This is a genomic window from Nocardioides eburneus (assembly GCF_040838215.1).
GTDB lineage: Bacteria > Actinomycetota > Actinomycetes > Propionibacteriales > Nocardioidaceae > Nocardioides > Nocardioides eburneus.
In genome coordinates, this window is sequence record NZ_JBFPJR010000036.1 from 1 (window position 1) to 17,088 (window position 17,088).

At 70.7% G+C, this 17,088-nt stretch carries 19 protein-coding genes; 8 read left to right on the forward strand and 11 right to left on the reverse strand.

The window, feature by feature from the left end:
- The 4 genes from AB3X52_RS16405 to narI form a co-directional block, all read left to right on the forward strand.
- A partial coding sequence (locus tag AB3X52_RS16405; RefSeq protein ID WP_367995173.1) for a nitrate reductase subunit alpha occupies window positions 1-3,005 on the forward strand: 3,005 nt, incomplete at its 5' end.
- The gene (gene narH, locus AB3X52_RS16410; RefSeq protein WP_367995174.1) at window positions 3,005-4,762 is read left to right on the forward strand and encodes a nitrate reductase subunit beta; all 1,758 of its coding nucleotides are present in this window, start codon (window positions 3,005-3,007) and stop codon (window positions 4,760-4,762) included. The genes AB3X52_RS16405 and narH, both read left to right, overlap by 1 nt.
- Window positions 4,759-5,487: a nitrate reductase molybdenum cofactor assembly chaperone gene (gene narJ / locus AB3X52_RS16415; RefSeq protein WP_367995175.1), complete on the forward strand. Its 729-nt coding sequence runs from the start codon at window positions 4,759-4,761 to the stop codon at window positions 5,485-5,487. The genes narH and narJ overlap by 4 nt, the downstream gene beginning before the upstream one ends.
- A complete protein-coding gene (gene narI, locus AB3X52_RS16420) occupies window positions 5,484-6,194 on the forward strand; it encodes a respiratory nitrate reductase subunit gamma (protein WP_367995176.1) in 711 nt (236 codons plus the stop codon). The genes narJ and narI overlap by 4 nt, the downstream gene beginning before the upstream one ends.
- A gap of 60 nt (window positions 6,195-6,254) precedes the next feature.
- Here narI and AB3X52_RS16425 read toward each other — a convergent pair whose 3' ends face one another.
- From AB3X52_RS16425 to AB3X52_RS16440, 4 genes are all read right to left on the reverse strand, one after another.
- Window positions 6,255-6,683 (reverse strand): hypothetical protein, encoded by a 429-nt coding sequence (locus AB3X52_RS16425; RefSeq protein WP_367995177.1) that lies wholly within the window; start codon window positions 6,681-6,683, stop codon window positions 6,255-6,257.
- Window positions 6,680-7,894 (reverse strand): globin domain-containing protein, encoded by a 1,215-nt coding sequence (locus tag AB3X52_RS16430; protein ID WP_367995178.1) that lies wholly within the window; start codon window positions 7,892-7,894, stop codon window positions 6,680-6,682. Before AB3X52_RS16430 ends, AB3X52_RS16425 begins: the two co-directional genes overlap by 4 nt.
- 62 nt (window positions 7,895-7,956) lie before the next feature.
- Window positions 7,957-8,400: an RrF2 family transcriptional regulator gene (locus tag AB3X52_RS16435; protein ID WP_367995179.1), complete on the reverse strand. Its 444-nt coding sequence runs from the start codon at window positions 8,398-8,400 to the stop codon at window positions 7,957-7,959.
- 147 nt (window positions 8,401-8,547) lie between these two features.
- Entirely contained in the window at window positions 8,548-9,600 is a 1,053-nt protein-coding gene (locus AB3X52_RS16440; RefSeq protein ID WP_367995180.1) for a sensor histidine kinase, read from the reverse strand.
- Window positions 9,601-9,622: 22 nt separating this feature from the next.
- Between AB3X52_RS16440 and AB3X52_RS16445 the strand changes: the two genes are divergently transcribed.
- Complete coding sequence (locus AB3X52_RS16445) at window positions 9,623-10,393, forward strand: TrmH family RNA methyltransferase (RefSeq protein ID WP_367995181.1); 771 nt, start codon at window positions 9,623-9,625, stop codon at window positions 10,391-10,393.
- A 1-nt stretch (window position 10,394) separates the two neighbouring features.
- Here the strand turns inward: AB3X52_RS16445 and AB3X52_RS16450 are convergent, their stop codons facing one another.
- The 5 genes from AB3X52_RS16450 to AB3X52_RS16470 all read right to left on the reverse strand — a co-directional run bounded on the left by AB3X52_RS16450 (window position 10,395) and on the right by AB3X52_RS16470 (window position 13,479).
- Window positions 10,395-11,174, reverse strand: a complete 780-nt coding sequence (locus tag AB3X52_RS16450; protein WP_437440571.1) for a TrmH family RNA methyltransferase — start codon at window positions 11,172-11,174, stop codon at window positions 10,395-10,397.
- A gap of 7 nt (window positions 11,175-11,181) precedes the next feature.
- Complete coding sequence (gene rplT / locus AB3X52_RS16455; RefSeq protein WP_367995183.1) at window positions 11,182-11,565, reverse strand: 50S ribosomal protein L20; 384 nt, start codon at window positions 11,563-11,565, stop codon at window positions 11,182-11,184.
- A gap of 27 nt (window positions 11,566-11,592) precedes the next feature.
- On the reverse strand, window positions 11,593-11,787 hold the full coding sequence (gene rpmI, locus AB3X52_RS16460) for a 50S ribosomal protein L35 (protein ID WP_367995184.1): 195 nt from the start codon (window positions 11,785-11,787) through the stop codon (window positions 11,593-11,595).
- A gap of 70 nt (window positions 11,788-11,857) precedes the next feature.
- Window positions 11,858-12,631 (reverse strand): translation initiation factor IF-3, encoded by a 774-nt coding sequence (gene infC / locus AB3X52_RS16465; RefSeq protein WP_367995207.1) that lies wholly within the window; start codon window positions 12,629-12,631, stop codon window positions 11,858-11,860.
- A 335-nt stretch (window positions 12,632-12,966) separates the two neighbouring features.
- A complete protein-coding gene (locus tag AB3X52_RS16470) occupies window positions 12,967-13,479 on the reverse strand; it encodes an SseB family protein (RefSeq protein WP_367995185.1) in 513 nt (170 codons plus the stop codon).
- A 62-nt stretch (window positions 13,480-13,541) separates the two neighbouring features.
- Here AB3X52_RS16470 and AB3X52_RS16475 point away from each other — a divergent pair, with 62 nt between their 5' ends.
- The 3 genes from AB3X52_RS16475 to AB3X52_RS16485 are packed head-to-tail and all read left to right on the forward strand — an operon-like array spanning window position 13,542 to window position 15,562.
- Entirely contained in the window at window positions 13,542-14,018 is a 477-nt protein-coding gene (locus AB3X52_RS16475) for a hypothetical protein (protein ID WP_367995186.1), read from the forward strand.
- On the forward strand, window positions 14,015-14,650 hold the full coding sequence (locus tag AB3X52_RS16480; RefSeq protein WP_367995187.1) for a nucleoside/nucleotide kinase family protein: 636 nt from the start codon (window positions 14,015-14,017) through the stop codon (window positions 14,648-14,650). Before AB3X52_RS16475 ends, AB3X52_RS16480 begins: the two co-directional genes overlap by 4 nt.
- Window positions 14,651-14,659: 9 nt before the next feature.
- The gene (locus tag AB3X52_RS16485; RefSeq protein ID WP_367995188.1) at window positions 14,660-15,562 is read left to right on the forward strand and encodes an aldose 1-epimerase family protein; all 903 of its coding nucleotides are present in this window, start codon (window positions 14,660-14,662) and stop codon (window positions 15,560-15,562) included.
- A 156-nt stretch (window positions 15,563-15,718) separates the two neighbouring features.
- On the opposite strand, the gene AB3X52_RS16490 is transcribed toward AB3X52_RS16485, so the two are convergent.
- Window positions 15,719-16,111: a PH domain-containing protein gene (locus AB3X52_RS16490; protein WP_367995189.1), complete on the reverse strand. Its 393-nt coding sequence runs from the start codon at window positions 16,109-16,111 to the stop codon at window positions 15,719-15,721.
- 82 nt (window positions 16,112-16,193) lie between these two features.
- Complete coding sequence (hisG, locus tag AB3X52_RS16495; protein ID WP_367995190.1) at window positions 16,194-17,087, reverse strand: ATP phosphoribosyltransferase; 894 nt, start codon at window positions 17,085-17,087, stop codon at window positions 16,194-16,196.
- Between the last annotated feature and the right edge of the window lies 1 nt (window position 17,088).

A 17,088-nucleotide genomic window follows, 5' to 3' on the forward strand; every position in this document is an offset into this window, starting at 1 on the left:
TGTCCTTCTACGACTGGTACGCCGACCTGCCGGTCGCCTCGCCCCAGGTCTTCGGCGACCAGACGGACGTCCCCGAGTCGGGCGACTGGTGGGACGCGGGCTACCTCATCATGTGGGGCACCAACCTGCCGGTCACCCGCACGCCGGACGCACACTGGATGACCGAGGCGCGCTACCGCGGCCAGAAGGTCGTCGTCGTCTCGCCCGACTACGGCGACCACGTGAAGTTCGCCGACGAGTGGCTGCCCGCCCAGCCCGGCACCGACGGCGCGCTCGCGCTCGCCATGGGTCACGTGATCCTCAAGGAGTTCTTCGTCGACCGTACGACGCCGTACTTCGACCACTACGTCAAGACCTATACCGACCTGCCCTACCTCGTCCGGATCGAGGACGGCCGCCCCGGCAAGATGCTCACCGCCGCAGACCTGGCGCCCGCGGGTGCCGCCGCGGAGCCGGAGGAGAACGCCGACTTCAAGACCGTCCTGATCGACGCGCGCACCGGAGAGCCGGTCGTCCCGAACGGCTCGCTGGGCCACCGCTTCGGCGAGACCGGCGTCGGCCGCTGGAACCTCGACCTGGAGGGTGTCGATCCGCTGCTCTCCCTCGACGGCGACGCCGCCGAGGTCGTGGAGGTCCGCCTCCCGCGCTTCGACGAGATGGACGGGACCCCCGGCGAGGTCGTCCGGCGCGTGCCGACGCGGCAGGTCGCGGGCGCGACCGTGACCACGGTCTACGACCTGATGCTGGCGCGGTACGGCGTGGGCAGGCTCCACGAGACGTCGTACGACGACGCCGACGCGCCCTACACGCCGGCGTGGCAGGAGCCGATCACCGGCGTGCCGGCCGCTGCCGCGATCCGGATCGCACGCGAGTTCGCCCGCAACGCCGAGGAGTCGAAGGGCCGGTCCATGATCCTCATGGGGGCCGGCACCAACCACTGGTTCCACAGCGACACGATCTACCGGGCGTTCCTCGCGCTCACGACGCTCACCGGCTGCCAGGGCGTCAACGGTGGCGGCTGGGCGCACTACGTCGGCCAGGAGAAGGTGCGGCCCGTCACGGGACACGCCCACCTGGCCAACGCCCTGGACTGGAGCCGCCCACCGCGCAACATGATCCAGACGGCGTACTGGTACCTCCACGCCGACCAGTTCCGCTACGACCACTTCGCTGCCGACACCCTCTCCTCCGGCGTCGCCGGGACGAGCGGCCGGTTCGCCGGCCTCGGCACCGCCGACGTGGTGGCCAAGAGCGCGCGGATGGGGTGGATGCCGTCGTACCCCACCTTCGACCGCAATCCCCTCGAGCTGTGCGACGAGGCGGAGCAGGCCGGCAAGCCGGTTGCCGAGCACATCGTCGAGGAGCTGAAGGCCGGCCGGCTCGGCTTCGCCGGCGAGGATCCGGACGCGCCCGAGAACTTCCCGCGCATCCTCACCCTGTGGCGCTCGAACCTGCTCGGGTCCTCCATCAAGGGCAGCGAGTACTTCCTCAAGCACATGCTCGGCGCCACCTCCTCCCTCCGCGCCACCGAGGCGCCCGAGGGGGTGCGGCCGCGTGACGTCCGGTGGGTCGAGGAGGCGCCCGAGGGCAAGCTCGACCTGCTGCTCACGCTCGACTTCCGGCAGACCTCGAGCACGGTCTTCTCCGACATCGTGCTTCCGGCCGCGACCTGGTATGAGAAGAACGACCTGAGCAGCACCGACATGCACCCCTTCGTGCACTCGTTCAACCCCGCCATCGCCCCGCCGTGGCAGTCACGGACCGACTGGGACGCGTTCTCCGCGATCGCAGAGAGGTTCTCCGAGCTGGCCGGGCCACGCCTCGGCGTACGCCGCGACGTCGTGGCCCTGCCGCTCACCCACGACACCCCCGACGCGATGGCGAACCCGCACGGCGTCGTGAAGGACTGGCGCCTCGGCGAGTGCGAGCCGGTCCCCGGCGTCACGATGCCGAAGTTGGTGGAGGTCGAGCGCGACTACGGCGCGATCGCCGAGAAGTACCACGCGGTCGGGCCGCTCCTCGACACCCTCGGCACCACGACCAAGGGCGTGACGTACGACGTCACCGCCGCGCTCGACTATCTCGGCCGCAAGAACGGCGCCGTCCGCGGCGGCGCCGGTGACCGGCGGCCGGCGCTGAAGACCGCCGTCCACATGTGCGAGGCGATCCTGGCGCTCTCCGGGACCACCAACGGCCACCTCGCCGTGCAGGGCTTCAAGACCCTCGAGAAGCGCACCGGCACCCGGCTGCACGACTACGCCGCCGAGCACGAGGGGAAGCAGATCACCTACGCCGACACCCAGGCCTCGCCACAGCCGGTGATCACCTCGCCGGAGTGGTCCGGAACCGAGTCGGGTGGGCGGCGCTACTCGCCGTTCACGATCAACGTCGAGAGGCTGAAGCCATGGCACACCCTCACCGGGCGCCAGACGTTCTACCTCGACCACGACTGGATGGCCGAGCTGGGTGAGTCGCTGCCGGTCTACCGTCCGCCGCTCAACATGGGGGCGCTCTTCACCGAGCCCGAACCGGGCACGATCAACGAGCTCGGGATCACCGTCCGCTACCTGACCCCACATAACAAGTGGTCGATCCACAGCGAGTATCAGGACAACCTCTTCATGCTGTCGCTCTCCCGCGGCGGCCAGACGATCTGGATGAGCGAGCAGGACGCCGCGAAGGTCGGGGTCGCCGACAACGACTGGATCGAGGCCGTCAACCGCAACGGGGTGGTCGTCGCTCGCGCCGTGGTGTCCCGGCGCATGCCCGAGGGCACCGTCTACATGCACCACGCGCAGGACCGGCTCATCGACGTGCCCCTCAGCGAGACGTCCGGCAACCGCGGCGGGATCCACAACTCCCTGACCCGCCTGCTGATCAAGCCGAGCCACCTCATCGGGGGCTACGCCCAGCTGTCGTACGCCTTCAACTATCTCGGCCCAACCGGGAACCAACGCGACGAGGTGACGATCATCCGCAAGCGGTCGCAGGAGGTGACCTACTGATGCGCGTGATGGCTCAGATGGCGATGGTGATGAACCTCGACAAGTGCATCGGCTGCCATACCTGCTCGGTGACCTGCAAGCAGGCGTGGACGAACCGCTCGGGCACGGAGTACGTCTGGTTCAACAACGTCGAGACCCGCCCGGGGCAGGGCTACCCCCGCACCTACGAGGACCAGGAGACGTGGAAGGGCGGCTGGGTGCTCAACCGGCGTGGCCGGCTGACGCTCAAGGCCGGCGGCCGGTTCAAGAAGCTGCTCACCATCTTCTCCAACCCCAAGCTGCCCTCGATCGACGACTACTACGAGCCGTGGACCTACGACTACGCGACGCTGACCAACGCGCCTGCGCAGGAGCACACGCCGGTGGCGCGGCCGAAGTCGCTGCTGACCGGCAAGGACACGAAGGTCACCTGGTCGGCGAACTGGGACGACAGCCTGGGCGGGTCGCAGGCGACGTATGCCAAGGACCCCGTCCTGAAGCAGGTCTCCGACACCGTGAAGCGCTCCCTCGAGGAGACCTTCATGTTCTACCTGCCGCGCATCTGCGAGCACTGTCTCAACCCCTCGTGCGCGGCGTCGTGCCCGAGCGGCGCGATCTACAAGCGCACCGAGGACGGCATCGTGCTCGTCGATCAGGACCGCTGTCGCGGCTGGCGGATGTGCGTCTCGGGGTGTCCCTACAAGAAGGTCTACTTCAACCACCGCACCGGGAAGGCGGAGAAGTGCACCTTCTGCTTCCCGCGGATCGAGGTCGGCATCCCCACGGTCTGCGCCGAGACCTGCGTGGGGCGCCTGCGCTACATCGGTCTGGTGCTGTACGACGCCGACAAGGTCCTCGAGGCGGCGTCGGTGCCCGACGAGCAGGACCTCTACGAGGCGCAGCGCTCGGTGTTCCTCGACCCGAACGACCCCGAGGTGGCCCGTGCCGCCGAGCGGGCGGGCATCCCGCACGACTGGGTGGAGGCCGCCCAGCGCTCGCCGATCCACGCGCTCATCAACACCTACAAGGTCGCGCTGCCGCTGCATCCGGAGTACCGCACGATGCCCATGGTCTGGTACATCCCGCCGCTCTCCCCCGTCGTCGACGTCGTCCGCGACACCGGTGAGGACGCCGAGAACCACGGCAACCTCTTCGCCGCGATCGACGCGCTCCGGATCCCGGTCGAATACCTCGCCGGTCTCTTCACCGCCGGCGACGTCGCCCCCGTCGACGCCGTGCTGCGCCGGCTGGCGGCGATGCGGTCCTACATGCGTGACCTCAACCTCGGCCGCGAGCCGAACGCCGCCATCCCGGCCGAGGTCGGCATGACCGAGGAGCAGATGTACGACATGTACCGCCTGCTCGCCTTGGCGAAGTACGACGAGCGATACGTCATCCCACCGGCGCATGCCGAGCAGGCCCACTCGCTCGAGGAGCTCGCCACCGAGTGCGCCCTCGACTACGACGGTGGTCCCGGCATGGGCGGCTCCGGCCCGTTCGGTGAGGGGTCGGGCGGCCAGGCGCTGCCGATCGCGGTGGAGAACTTCCAGATGCTGCGCGACCGGCAGTCCTCCGACACGTTCGCCGCCCCCGACGACAAGCGCGCCCGGGTCAACCTGCTCAACTGGGACGGCAAGGGCACGCCCGAGGGACTGTTCCCGCCGCGACCGGACGGCCCGGAGCACGTCGAGGAGCCGACGACGCCCGACACCGGCGACGACGGGTCGACCGGGCCGGGTGGCACGGGCGGTCTCACCGGCGGGGCTGATCTGCGGTGAGCGGCCGCCGCCCACGACCGGCCTGGAGCCGGGAGCAGTTGACCTACGCCTGGCAGTCGGCCTCCCTACTGCTGGACTATCCCGACGAGCGGCTGCTCGACGAGGACCTCACCGTCGTCCGCGCGGCCGCGGCCGCCCTTCCCGACCGGCTCGGCGCGCCCCTGCTGCGCGTGGCCGACCGGCTCGCCGGCGTACCTCTCGCGGAGTCGCAGGCGGCGTACGTCGAGACCTTCGACAACCGCCGCCGCTGCAACCTGTTCCTGACCTACTTCGCCCACGGCGACACGCGCAAGCGCGGCGTGGCGCTGCTCCGCTTCAAGCAGACCTACCTCCGCGCGGGCTACGTGCTCGACGAGGCGGAGCTGCCCGACCATCTCTGCGTGGTCCTCGAGTTCGCCGCCACGGTCGACCATCGTCTCGGCTGGGGACTCCTGCTGGACCACCGCGCGGGCCTCGAGCTCCTGCGCCTCGCCCTGACCGACGACGACTCGCCATGGGCGGGCGCGGTCGAGGCGGTGTGCGCCACCCTGCCGCCGCTGCGTGGCGACGAGCACGAGGCGGTGCTGCGGCTCGCCGCCGAGGGACCGCCTGCCGAGGAGGTGGGGCTGACGCCGTACGGCACCCCCGCGTTCGATGCCACCCTGGCCGCCGCACGCGGCGGGGCAGTCCCTGCCGACCTGCCGATGCCGGCCCTCCGGGCGGCGAGGAGAGGAGCCGAGTCGTGAGCACGTTCTGGTGGGAGATCTTCCCCTACATCTGTCTGACGATCTTCGTGCTCGGCCACATCTGGCGCTATCGCTACGACAAGTTCGGGTGGACGACCCGGTCGTCGCAGCTCTACGAGAACCGGCTGCTCCGGCTGGGGTCTCCGCTGTTCCACTTCGGGATCCTGGTGGTCTTCTGCGGCCACGTCATCGGGCTCGGGATCCCCGAGTCCTGGACCTCCGCGATCGGCGTCAGCGACCACCTCTACCACGTGCTGGCGATCGCCAGCGGTGCCGTCGCGGGCTTCTGCACGATCGTCGGGATGATCATCCTGATCGTCCGGCGCCGGACCGTCGGCCCGGTCTTCAGCGCGACGACGAAGATGGACAAGTTCATGTACGTCGTGCTCGCGACCGTCATCCTGCTCGGCCTCGTCAACACGGCCGGTCAGGTCGTCAACGACTACGACTACCGCGAGGGCGTGTCGATCTGGTTCCGTGGCATCTTCCGTGGTCAGCTCCACCCCGCCCTCATGGAGCACGCCCCTTGGAGCTTCAAGATCCACGGGCTGTTGGCGATGTTCCTCTTCGCGCTGTGGCCGTTCACCCGGCTCGTGCACGTCTTCAGTGCCCCGCTGGGCTATCTCACCCGCCCCTACATCGTCTACCGCAGCCGTGACGTGACTCTGGGGTCGCAGCCCCCGCACCGCGGCTGGGAGCGGATCTGACCACACGCACACCGCAGCGGCCACCCGGGCCAGGCCGGGTGGCCGCTGCGCTGCCAGGAGTCAGCGCGCGAGGAGCGTCACCCCGAGGACGACGAGTGCGGCGACCTTGACGATCTCGAAGCCGACGTACCAGAAATGCGCGTGCGACCTCGGCCCGTCGTCCCCGGCGAGCACCCGGTCGGAGCGCCGCGCCAGCCGGGGGCGTACGACGGCGAGCTGGACGCCCAGCACCACCACCGAGACCACGCCGCCGACGACCGCGACCGGCCCCGGCGTCCCGAGGACGAGCGCCAGGACGGTCACGACGGCGAGGACGGCCTCCACCGTGTTGAGCGCCCGGAAGACGAGCCGCCCGATGGCGAGCCCGACCCGCAGCTCGAGCCCCGGCGCGCGGAACTTCAGCGGCGCCTCGAGGAACGAGATCGCGAGCACCATCCCGAGCCAGAGCCAGGCGACGGCAGCGCCGAGCGCGGTGGCGGCGTCGCTCACGACGCGAGGTCCTTGGCGGGGCCGAAGACCTCGTAGTGGATCCGGTCGTCGGCGACGCCGCGTCCGAGCAGACCGTTGCGCACCGCCGCCATGAACGGCACCGGGCCGCAGAGGTAGACGTCGGCGTCGGCGGGGAGCTCGACGTCCTCGAGGTCGATGAAGCCCACACGCAGGGACTCGTTGGTGGCGCGGGTGCCGAGGTCCTCGTACCAGCGCAGCAGCGTCGCGGCCGGAAGCGCGCTGACCAGGTCCTTGAGCTCGGCGCGGTGGGCGTGCCGCGACGGCGACCGGTCGGCGTGGAGCACGACGACCTCGCGCTCCGAGCGGGTCTCGGCGAGGTGGCGGAGGAAGCCGAGCATCGGCGTGATGCCGATCCCCGCCGACACGAGCACGAGCGGGCCGTCTCCCTCGGTGAGCGCGAGCTCGCCGAAGGGCGCGGAGACCTCGAGCAGGTCGCCCTCGAAGACGTTGTCGTGCAGGAAGTTCGAGACCTCGCCGGCGGGGACGATCTCGTCGCCCACGCGGCCGGCCGGGACCGCCTTGACAGTGATGGCGATGCGGTGCTGCTCGTGGCTGCGGGTCAGGCTGTACTGCCGGATCTGGCGGGCGCCGTCGGGCAGCCGCACGGCCACCGAGACGTATTGGCCCGGGCGTCCCTCCGGCAGCGGCGTGCCGTCGGTCGAGCCCAGCTCGAAGGAGACCGTGTCCGGCGACTCGTTCACCCGGCGCCGCACCACGAGGTTGCGCCACACCTCGCCGGGTGCGAGCCCGGCGCCGGCGTACAGGTCCTTCTCGATGGCGATGAGCGCGTGGGCCATGTGCCAGTAGACCTCGTCCCACGCCGCGGCGACCTCGGACGTCACCGCGTCGCCGAGGACCTCGACGATCGCGGCGAAGAGGTGCTCGTGCACGATGGCGTACTGGTCCTCGGTGATGCCGAGCGAGGCGTGCTTGTGGGCGATCCGCGGGAGGACCTCGTCGGGCGACGGGCCGTCCTCGCTGACGAGCAGGGTCGCGTACGCCGCGATGGCGCCGGCCAGGGCACGCTGCTGGTCGCCCTGGGCCTGGTTGCCCCGGTTGAAGAGATCGCGCTCGAGCTCGGGGTGGGCTGCGAACATGCGGCGGTAGAACACCGGCGTGATGTCGCCGATCGCACCGCCGATGACCGGCAGAGTGGCACGGACGACGGCGGCAGAGGTGGCTGAGAGCATGGTGATTCCTTCCGACAGATGGGGATCGGTGCGGATCGAGAGGGGATGGCGGGGCTGGACGGTCAGGCGCGTCGCCGAGGGCTCAGGCTGAGCAGGAGCTCCCGGGTGGGGCCGCCGGCGACGTCGGCGATGGTGAGCGGGTCGAGGGTGGCGAAGAAGGCCTCCTGCGCGTCGCGCAGCGCCGCCCGGAGACGACAGCCGCCGCGCAGCGGGCACGGGTTGGCGCCGTCGCAGTCCACGACCTCGCTCGAGCCCTCGAGCGCGCGGACGATGAAGCCAACGGACACCTCACGTGCCCCCGCCGCCAGGCGGAGACCTCCGCTCCTCCCCCGCCGGGCCTCGACGACGCCGAGCCTGTGGAGCGCGGCGACGACCTTCGCGGCATGGGTGTAGCGGACGTGCAGCTCGTCGGCGAGCACGCTCGTGGTCGCCGTCCGGTCCTCCTCGAGGACCGCCAGCCGCATCACGAGGCGGAGCGCCAGGTCCGTGAATCCGGTGAGCTGCACAGCAGCAGACTGGCATATTCGGCATTTGGAATGCATGTTTAGACGTGCGAGAGGTCGGTCACACCGCAGGCACGCCGGTGACGCCATCTCCGCCCGTCGGCGGCGGGCCCGACGACCCGTTCACCCAGGTCATTCCGTTCACCCAGGTCATTCCGGTCGCCAGTCCTCCGCCGGCCAGCTCACCACGATGCGCGCTCCGCCGCCCGGGGCGTCGTCGATCGTGACCGACCCACCGTGGGCCTTCGTCAGACCCCCGACGATGTAGAGCCCGAGCCCCGAGCCGCCTCGGGCGCCGCTCTTCCAGAACTTCGTGAAGACCCGCTTGCGCAGCTCGACCGCGATGCCCTCCCCCTCGTCGTCGACGGTGAGCCGCACGCACGGCACCTCACCCGGCAGCTCGCTGGTGGTCGTCTCGAGCGTGACGTTCACGTCTCCGTCGCCGTGCCGGACGGCGTTCTCGACCAGGTTCGTGACGACCTGGGTGAACTTGTCGGGGTCCGCCCAGACCTCGAGGTGGTCCTCCGGGGCGTGGAGCGAGATCGTGCGAGCGGTCGCCGAGCGGACCGAGTCCACGACGCGGGAGACCAGCGTCGTGGCGTCGCTGGGCCGGGGGTAGAGCTGGAGCCGGCCGGTGTCGATGCGCGCGACGTCGAGCAGCTCGGCGATGAGCCGGCTGAGCCGGTCGGAGTCGGAGCTGACCGTGGTCAGCATGAGCTTCTTCTGCTCGTCGTTGAGCTTGTCCCAGCGGTTCAGCAGCGCCTGCACGAATCCCTTCACCCCCGTCAGCGGGCTGCGGAGCTCGTGGGCGACGGTGGCGACCAGGTCCGAGCGCTCCCGGTCGAGCCGCGCGCGACCGCGTCCGGAGCGGAGCGTGATCGCCACCTTCTCCACCGGGTCACGGAGGGAGGAGCGGTGGAGCCGCGCGGTCACGAGCACCTCGGTGCCGTCCGGCAGCAGCCAGGACTGCTCCGGCACGCCCGTCACGGTCGGCAGGACGCCGTAGGGGCGGTTGAGCTCCGTCCAGGAGCGGCCGTCGGTAGCCTGGAGCGCGAGGACGTCGGCCAGGGGCCGCCCGACGGCATCGTCCGGGGCCACGTCGAGCATCCGGGCGGCGAGAGCCGAGATCAGCCTGACTCTGCCCTCACCGTCGGCCACCACGACTCCGTCGGGCAGGGCGTCGGCAAGGTCTCGGGCGTCCACGGCTCCACACTAGGCTGTGCGCGTGCCAGACCAGCGCCGTTCACCCCGGGACTCGTTCATCACCGTCTACGGCCGCATGCCCGTCCAGGAGGTGCTGCTCGACGAGGCGCTGACCGTCGACAAGCTGGTCGTCGCCCACGGCTCACGTGGCCACAGCCTCGACCGGATCCTCGGGCTCGCCGAGCGCCAGGGCGTGCCCGTCGAGTGGACGAACCCGCAGCGGGTCAAGCTCCTCGCCGGCAACGGCAAGCACGACCAGGGCATCGTCGCCGACGTCGAGGCGCCCGGCCTCCGGTCCCTCGAGGAGTACGTCGCCGAGGCGCCGAACGACGCCGGCGTACTCCTCCTCGACGGGGTCAACAACCCTGCCAACGTCGGCATGATCATCCGCACCGCCGCCGCGGCGGGAATGGCCGTCGTCCTGCCGAGCCACGGGACCGCGGCCATCGGACCGCTCGTCATCAAGGCCTCTGCGGGCGTCGCCTACCGCGCGACCATCGTGCGCTGCCGCCGCGCCTCGGAGGCGGTCAAGCGCCTCCACGCCGCCGGCTTCACCACCTACGGGCTCGACTCCGAGGCCGCCGTCTCCCTCTTCGACGCGACCCTTGTCGATCAGCGCGGCCGTCGCCGCAGTGCATTCGTCCTCGGGAACGAGACCGAGGGTCTCTCCGGGGAGGTCGCCGGCCAGCTCCAGGAGCTCGTCGCGATCCCGATGTCAGGCGGTGTCGAGTCCCTCAACGTCGCCAGCGCCGCGGCGGTCGTCGCCTTCGAGCTGGTCCGCCGCCGCGGTTGAGTCAGTCCCGTTGGGCACGCGCCGAGGCGTAGAGGCAGAGCGCGGCGGCGGTGGAGAGGTTGAGGGACTCGGCCTGGCCGAAGATCGGGATGGAGACGACGTGATCGGCCGCGGCGGCCAGCTCGGACGGAAGGCCCCACGCCTCGTTGCCGAAGAGCCACGCGGTGGGCTTGGCAAGCAGGTCGTCGGCGTCGAAGAGGTCGACGTCGCCACCTCCGTCGGCGGCCAAGACGACATAGCCGGCCGACCGGGCTGCGGAGATGGCGGCGTAGGGGTTGCGCTGCTGTCCGACCGGGAGGTGGAAGAGGCTGCCCACCGAGGCACGGACCGCCTTCGGGTTGTAGGGATCGACGCTGTCCCCCGCGAGGACGACTCCTCCCGCTCCGGCGGCGTCGGCGCAGCGGATCACCGTGCCGGCATTGCCGGGATCGCGTACGTCGGCGCAGATCGCCATCAGGGGAGACCGCCGAGCATCGAGCTCGGGCTCATCGTCGAGAAAGCGGCACAACGCGACGATCCCCGCTGGGCTGACCGAGTCGGAGAGGCCTGCCATGGCCTGCTCGGTCACCACGGTGACCGGGAAGTCGCCGATGAGGTCAGCGAAGGTGTCAACCGCGTCCGGCGTAGCGAACAGCTCTTGCCAGACGTCGGCGCCGAGCGCGCCCTCGACGGCCTTCGGGCCGTCAGCGAGGAAGAGCCGCCGCTCGGTTCGCACCGAGCGGCGGCTCAACTTCCTGATCTCCTTCAGGCGTGCGTTCGACGCCGAAAGAGGAGCGTTCATCCCTGGGTCAGGCCGAGACCGGGGCGTTGACGTCCTCGGGGAGAGCGGCCTTGGCCTGCTCGACGAGCGCGTTGAACGCGGCGACGTCGTTGACGGCCAGGTCCGCGAGGATCTTGCGGTCCACCTCGATGCCGGCCAGGTTGAGGCCCTGGATGAAGCGGTTGTAGGTCATGCCCTGCGCACGGGCCGCAGCGTTGATGCGCTGGATCCAGAGGCGACGGAAGTTGCCCTTGTTCTTGCGCCGGTCGTTGTAGGCGTAGACGAGCGAGTGGGTGACCTGCTCCTTCGCCTTGCGGTAGAGGCGCGAGCGCTGACCGCGGTAGCCCGAGGCCCGCTCGAGGGTGGTGCGACGCTTCTTCGCCGCGTTCACTGCGCGCTTGACGCGTGCCATTTCTCTTCTCCTTCTACGTGGTGAGGGTCAGAGACCCAGCAGCTTCTTGGCGCGCTTGACGTCGGACTTGGCCACCTCGGTGGTGCCCGACATGCGGCGGGTCATCTTCGAGGGCTTCTTCTCGAGGTTGTGGCGCAGACCGGCCTTCTGGCGACGGATCTTGCCCGAGCCGGTCACGCGGAAGCGCTTGCCGGCACCGGAGTGGCTCTTCATCTTCGGCATAGTGGTATCTCTCTCTCGTCGTCCGGCCGGACACGCTCGTGCGCGCCGACGGAAGTCGTTCGGGGTCTGCTCAGGCCTCGATGTCGGGGTCGAGGTTCTCGGAGCGGCGGCGCTCCTTCGGCTGCTGCGTGCTCCGCGCGGCGTTGGCGGCGGTGCGCTCAGCCTTCTCCTCGGCCTCCTCGGCCGCCCGCTCGGCGGCCTTGGTCTCCTTGGCCGCCTTGATCTCGGCCTTGGCGTCCGCCTTCTTCTTGTGCGGACCCAGGACCATCGTCATGTTGCGCCCGTCCTGCTTGGGTGCGGACTCCACGAACCCGAGGTCCTGGACGTCCTCGGCGAGCTTCTGCAGCAGGCGGAAGCCGAGCTCGGGGCGGTGCTGCTCACGACCACGGAACATGATCGTGATCTTCACCTTGTCGCCGGCCTTGAGGAACCGCACGACGTGACCCTTCTTGGTCTCGTAGTCGTGCTGGTCGATCTTGGGACGAAGCTTCATCTCCTTGATGATGACGTTCGTCTGGTTCCGGCGCGCCTCACGAGCCTTCTGGGCGTTCTCGTACTTGAACTTCCCGTAGTCCATGAGCTTGCAGACCGGGGGCTTGCCCTGCGGGGCGATCTCGACGAGGTCGAGGTCGGCCTCCTGGGCGAGGCGCAGTGCGTCGGCCGTCGGCACGATGCCGACGGTCTCTCCATTGGGACCAACGAGGCGGACCTCGGAGACCCGGATCCGGTCGTTGATACGAAGCTCGGTGCTGATGTGTCCTCCAGTGGTAGTCCGGCGACCTCTCCGCTCACCGGGCCCGGCCCGGAAACAGAGAAGGCTTCCGCTCGTGCAAGCGGAAGCCAGTCAGGGACGCTCGCCCTCTCAGGGCTCGCACCACCGGGACGCACCGTCGACCGGAGCATCTCGGGACCGGACCCGACGACCTGGGAGGTGTTGCGGTGTTGCTGGCGGTCGATGCGGGTGGGAGAGCGTTGTTCTGATCTCCGCTTGTGGGATCTGCCGGCGAGCTCCCATCGCTGGGGTACGCCGACGGATCGGTCAACACCGAAGCCTACCCGAACATTCCGAGCGATTCCCAATCACCGGCTGACTCCCAATCACCGGCTGACTCCCAATCACCGGCGGACTTCGTTATCACCGGCCGGTCCCGGTCATGACCGGGACCCGAGAGTGTCGACTCAGGCGCCCTCCGGGGCGACCCAGGCCGACCGGTCCCCCACCCAGCCGAGGGCGTAGCCGGCGGCAGCAGCACGCAGGTCGTCGCCCTCGACGGCGAAGACCACCGGACCGGCGACGTCGAGCACGATCGCATCCGCCTGCTCCTGGACGGCGGCACGCGCCGCGTCGCGGAACGTCACCGGCACCGGGCGCGCATCGGGCCGCCAGCCCTGCAGGGTCGCCATCGAGGTGAACACCAGCAGCGCCTTGCGGCCGTCGGCGCCGGTCATGAGCACCGTCGCCATGTCGGAGGTCTTGTCGTGGGCGAGCCCCTGGGCGTCGTACTCCACATCACCGAGGACGGCCACCACGGGGACCAGCACGCGGGCCTCGAGGAGCGCACCGAGAGCGTCGGCGTAGGAGCCACGGCCGTCACGGTGGGCCTCGAGCGCCTTGTGTACGGCGGGCGCCGCGCTGCCGTCATCACCGGGGAAGCCGGGACCGAGCAGTCGCTTCTCGTCGGGTCTGGTCACCCCTCCATTGAACAGGCCGAGGGTGGGTTTGCCCCAACCGGGCGTGTGGGACGCTGGAGGACATGGACAACGCGTCGTGGGGTGCTCTCGCCCTCGCTCTGACGGTGGTCGCGGGCCTATGGACCTGGTTCGCGTTCCGCAACCGCGGCGTCCGCTCGGGCGTTCGCGGCGTAGCGATCACGATCCTGCCGGTCGCCGCCTATCTGACCCACACGCTCAGGCTCTTCGGCCGGATCGTCGACGCCGTCGGCGACTGGGCCGTCGGTCTGGTCTTCAGCCCGACTGTCTGGGTCGGCATCGCCCTGGCCGGGGTGGCCTTCCTGCTCCTCTTCGTCTCCGCGCGCCTGCCCGGCGAGACCCGTGCCGAACGTCGCGCGGCCAAGCGTCAGGCACGCCAGGGCACCGGGACCGGTGCGCCACCGCTGCCCGCGGGACGAGCCGCCGGTGGACGCGGCCGCGGCGACGACGGCCTGGGCGACACGCTGGGTGACGACCTCGACGACATCAACGCGATCCTGAGGAAGCACGGCATCTCGTGACCCGCGGGGCGTCGACCGGCGCGGCGCGTACGGTGGGCCCGGCGGCCCGGGCGGCCGAGGTGCTCGCGCTCGTCCGGACGCGTCCGGCGACGCTCGGCGACGGTCGCCTGATCTGCATCGATGGACCGGCGGGATCGGGCAAGTCCACCCTCGCCTCCGCCATCGTGGAGGCGAGCGGCGCGGCCGTCGTCCACCTGGACGACCTGTACGACGGTTGGGATGGGCTTCCCCGCCTCGACGACCAGCTCGACCCGCTCCTTCGGCCCCTCGCCGCCGGACGGCCTGGCAGCTACCGACGCTACGACTGGCAGGCCATGGCGTACGACGGGGTGGTCACCGTCCCGCCCGCCCCGCTGCTGGTGCTCGAGGGCGTCGGCAGCGGGTCGGCGGCGTACGCCCGGCTGTGCACGGTGCTCGTGTGGGTCGAGGCGCCGTACGAGCTCCGGCGCCGGCGTGGCCTCGCGCGCGACGGCGACGCCTTCGCGCCCCACTGGGAGACGTGGGCCCGCAGCGAGGACGCGCTCTTCGCCCGTGACCGGACCCGTGACCGCGCCGACGTGGTCGTGCAGACCGGCTCCGGGACGCCGACCGGCTCTCGCGACGCCGGCGGTGCTGTCGGGCCCGCTGGCTAGGGTGGCTTCGTGCGTGCACCGACCGGGGACCAGTTCGTCATCAGCAGCGGTGGCTACACCGCCACGATCACCGAGAGCGGGGCGACGCTGCGCGCGCTCAGCCACGAGGGGCGCGAGCTGGTCGCGGGCTTCGCGGAGGACGCCATGCCCAGCGGCGGCACGGGCCAGCTGCTCGTCCCCTGGCCCAACCGGATCCGCGATGGGCGCTACACGTTCGCGGGCGCGACCCAGCAGCTGCCGCTCAGCGAGCCGGCCCGGCACAACGCCTCCCACGGGCTCGTGCGCTGGGCGGCGTGGACGCCGGTCGCCGTCAGCGACGAGAGCGTGACACTTGGCTACCGGCTGATGGCGCAGTCGGGCTACCCATGGACGCTCGACCTGCGCACGACGTACGCCGTCGGGCCCGACGGGCTGACCGTGACGCAGGCGGCGACCAACCTGGCCGCGACGGCGGCGCCGTACGCGTCCGGAGCCCATCCCTACCTCACCGTCGGACCGGGGCCGGTCGATGACTGGATCCTCGCGCTCCCGGCGGCGACGCGGCTGCTCAGCGACCCGGACCGGAAGCTGCCGACCGGGCACGAGAGCGTCACCGACACCGACTATGACTTCCGGGAAGGGCCCGCGATCGGCCCACTCGTCCTCGACCACGCCTTCGGCGATCTCGAGCGGGACGCCGACGGTGTCGCGACCGTCACCCTGCGTGGGCCCGGAGGCGGGGTTGCTCTCTGGGTCGACTGGCGGCACCGCTGGCTGATGGCCTACACCGCCGACGACCGGCCCAACGCACGTCAGGTCCTGGCCGTCGAGCCGATGACCGCTCCCCCGGATGCGTTCAACTCCGGTGAGGACCTGATCACCCTCGGGCCCGACGAGACCGTCGAGGCGCGCTGGGGCATCCGCGTGCTCTGAGACCGCGGCCGGGCCGAGTCGTGGGTTGTGACAGGCCGAGTCGTGGGTTGTGACAGGCCGAGTCGTGAGTTGTGGCTGGCGCCGGCGTCGGCGCTCCGCGTCGCACCCAGGCCGGACTGAAGGCGTGACGACCCGGGTGTCGACGAGCGACGGGCCTCAGGCGAGATCGGCGGCGAGCTGGCGGAGCTGTCGGGCGGCGGTGCGCGACCGGGAGCCGTCGGAGGACTGGATGCCCATGGCGGCGATGTTGGTGCCGTCCGCGAGATCGAGGTTGACCCACGGCGCGCCCGGTGGGAAGTTGACCGCGACGACCTGCGCCCAGGCGAGGTCACGGCGCCGGTAGCCGTTGACGACGATCAGGTGGTCCTCCCGCGCGACGACCCGGGAGCGCGTCAGCGCATGGACGAGCACCAGCACGAGGAGGCCGAAGAAGGCGAGCGTGCCGAGCTCGAGGTCGGAGAACTTCGCCTTCGTCTCCGCGTCGAACCCGATCCAGCTGACCGCGCACACGGCGGCCAGGCCGAGGACGAGCACGACGCCCATGATCATGGGGCCGAGCGGTCGCCACGTATGCGGCAGGCTCGGCAGCGTCGGTGTGGATCCGGACGCTCCCGCCGCGCGGGCCGGGGGCTCAGAGGCGGCAGGCATGGATATCGGTGAGCAGGATCGCGCGGGCGCCGAGGGCGTAGAGGTCGTCCATCAGCTTCTGGGCACCCTCGCGCGGCACCATTGCGCGGACGGCGACCCAGCCCTCGCGATGGAGTGGGCTGACGGTGGGTCCCTCGAGACCCGGGGTGAGCTCGGTGGCGGCCACGAGGTCCTCGGCCCGAATGTCGTAGTCCATCATCACGTAGCTGCGGGCGATCATGACGCCCTCGAGCCGGCGGCGGAACGTCTCGAATCCGGCCGGTCCGGACTCGGCGAGCCCGCCCTGGCTGATGACGACCGCCTCGGACTCGAGGATCGTGTCCCCGAACGTCTCGAGCCCGGCCTGCCGCAGTGTCGACCCGGTCTCGACGACGTCAGCGATCGCGTCGGCGACGCCGAGCTGGATGCTCGTCTCGACCGCGCCGTCCAAGCGGGTGACGGTCGCGTCGATCCCGCGGCTCTCCAGGAACGAGCGCACGATCCCGACGTACGACGTCGCGATGCGCTTGCCCTGCAGGTCGGCGAGGTCGCTGAAGGCACCGGCCCGGCCGGCGAAGCGGAACCGGCTGCGGCCGAAGCCCAGCGCGATCACCTCGTCCGCCTTGGCGCGGGAGTCGTGGAGCAGGTCGCGACCGGTGATGCCGACGTCGAGCGTCCCCTCCCCGACGTACAGCGCGATGTCACGCGGCCGGAGGTAGAAGAACTCCACGCCGTTCTCCTCGTCGATGAGGGTCAGGCGCTTGCTGTCGTCGCGCTGCCGGTAGCCGGCCTCGCGGAGCATCTCGGACGCTGCTTGCGAGAGGGCGCCCTTGTTGGGTACGGCGATGCGCAGCAGGCCGTTCGAACCGGCCGCGGCGAGGGTGGTGCTGGTGGTCATG

Excerpts from the sequence above, each read along its gene's own strand:
- rpmI (WP_367995184.1), bottom strand. The coding sequence starts at position 11,787 with ATGCCGAAGATGAAGAGCCACTCCGGTGCCGGCAAGCGCTTCCGCGTG.
- narH (WP_367995174.1), top strand. The coding sequence starts at position 3,005 with ATGCGCGTGATGGCTCAGATGGCGATGGTGATGAACCTCGACAAGTGC.
- hisG (WP_367995190.1), bottom strand. The coding sequence starts at position 17,087 with ATGACCACCAGCACCACCCTCGCCGCGGCCGGTTCGAACGGCCTGCTG.
- AB3X52_RS16490 (WP_367995189.1), bottom strand. The coding sequence starts at position 16,111 with ATGATCATGGGCGTCGTGCTCGTCCTCGGCCTGGCCGCCGTGTGCGCG.
- rplT (WP_367995183.1), bottom strand. The coding sequence starts at position 11,565 with ATGGCACGCGTCAAGCGCGCAGTGAACGCGGCGAAGAAGCGTCGCACC.
- AB3X52_RS16430 (WP_367995178.1), bottom strand. The coding sequence starts at position 7,894 with ATGCTCTCAGCCACCTCTGCCGCCGTCGTCCGTGCCACTCTGCCGGTC.
- AB3X52_RS16450 (WP_437440571.1), bottom strand. The coding sequence starts at position 11,174 with ATGAACGCTCCTCTTTCGGCGTCGAACGCACGCCTGAAGGAGATCAGG.
- AB3X52_RS16475 (WP_367995186.1), top strand. The coding sequence starts at position 13,542 with ATGGACAACGCGTCGTGGGGTGCTCTCGCCCTCGCTCTGACGGTGGTC.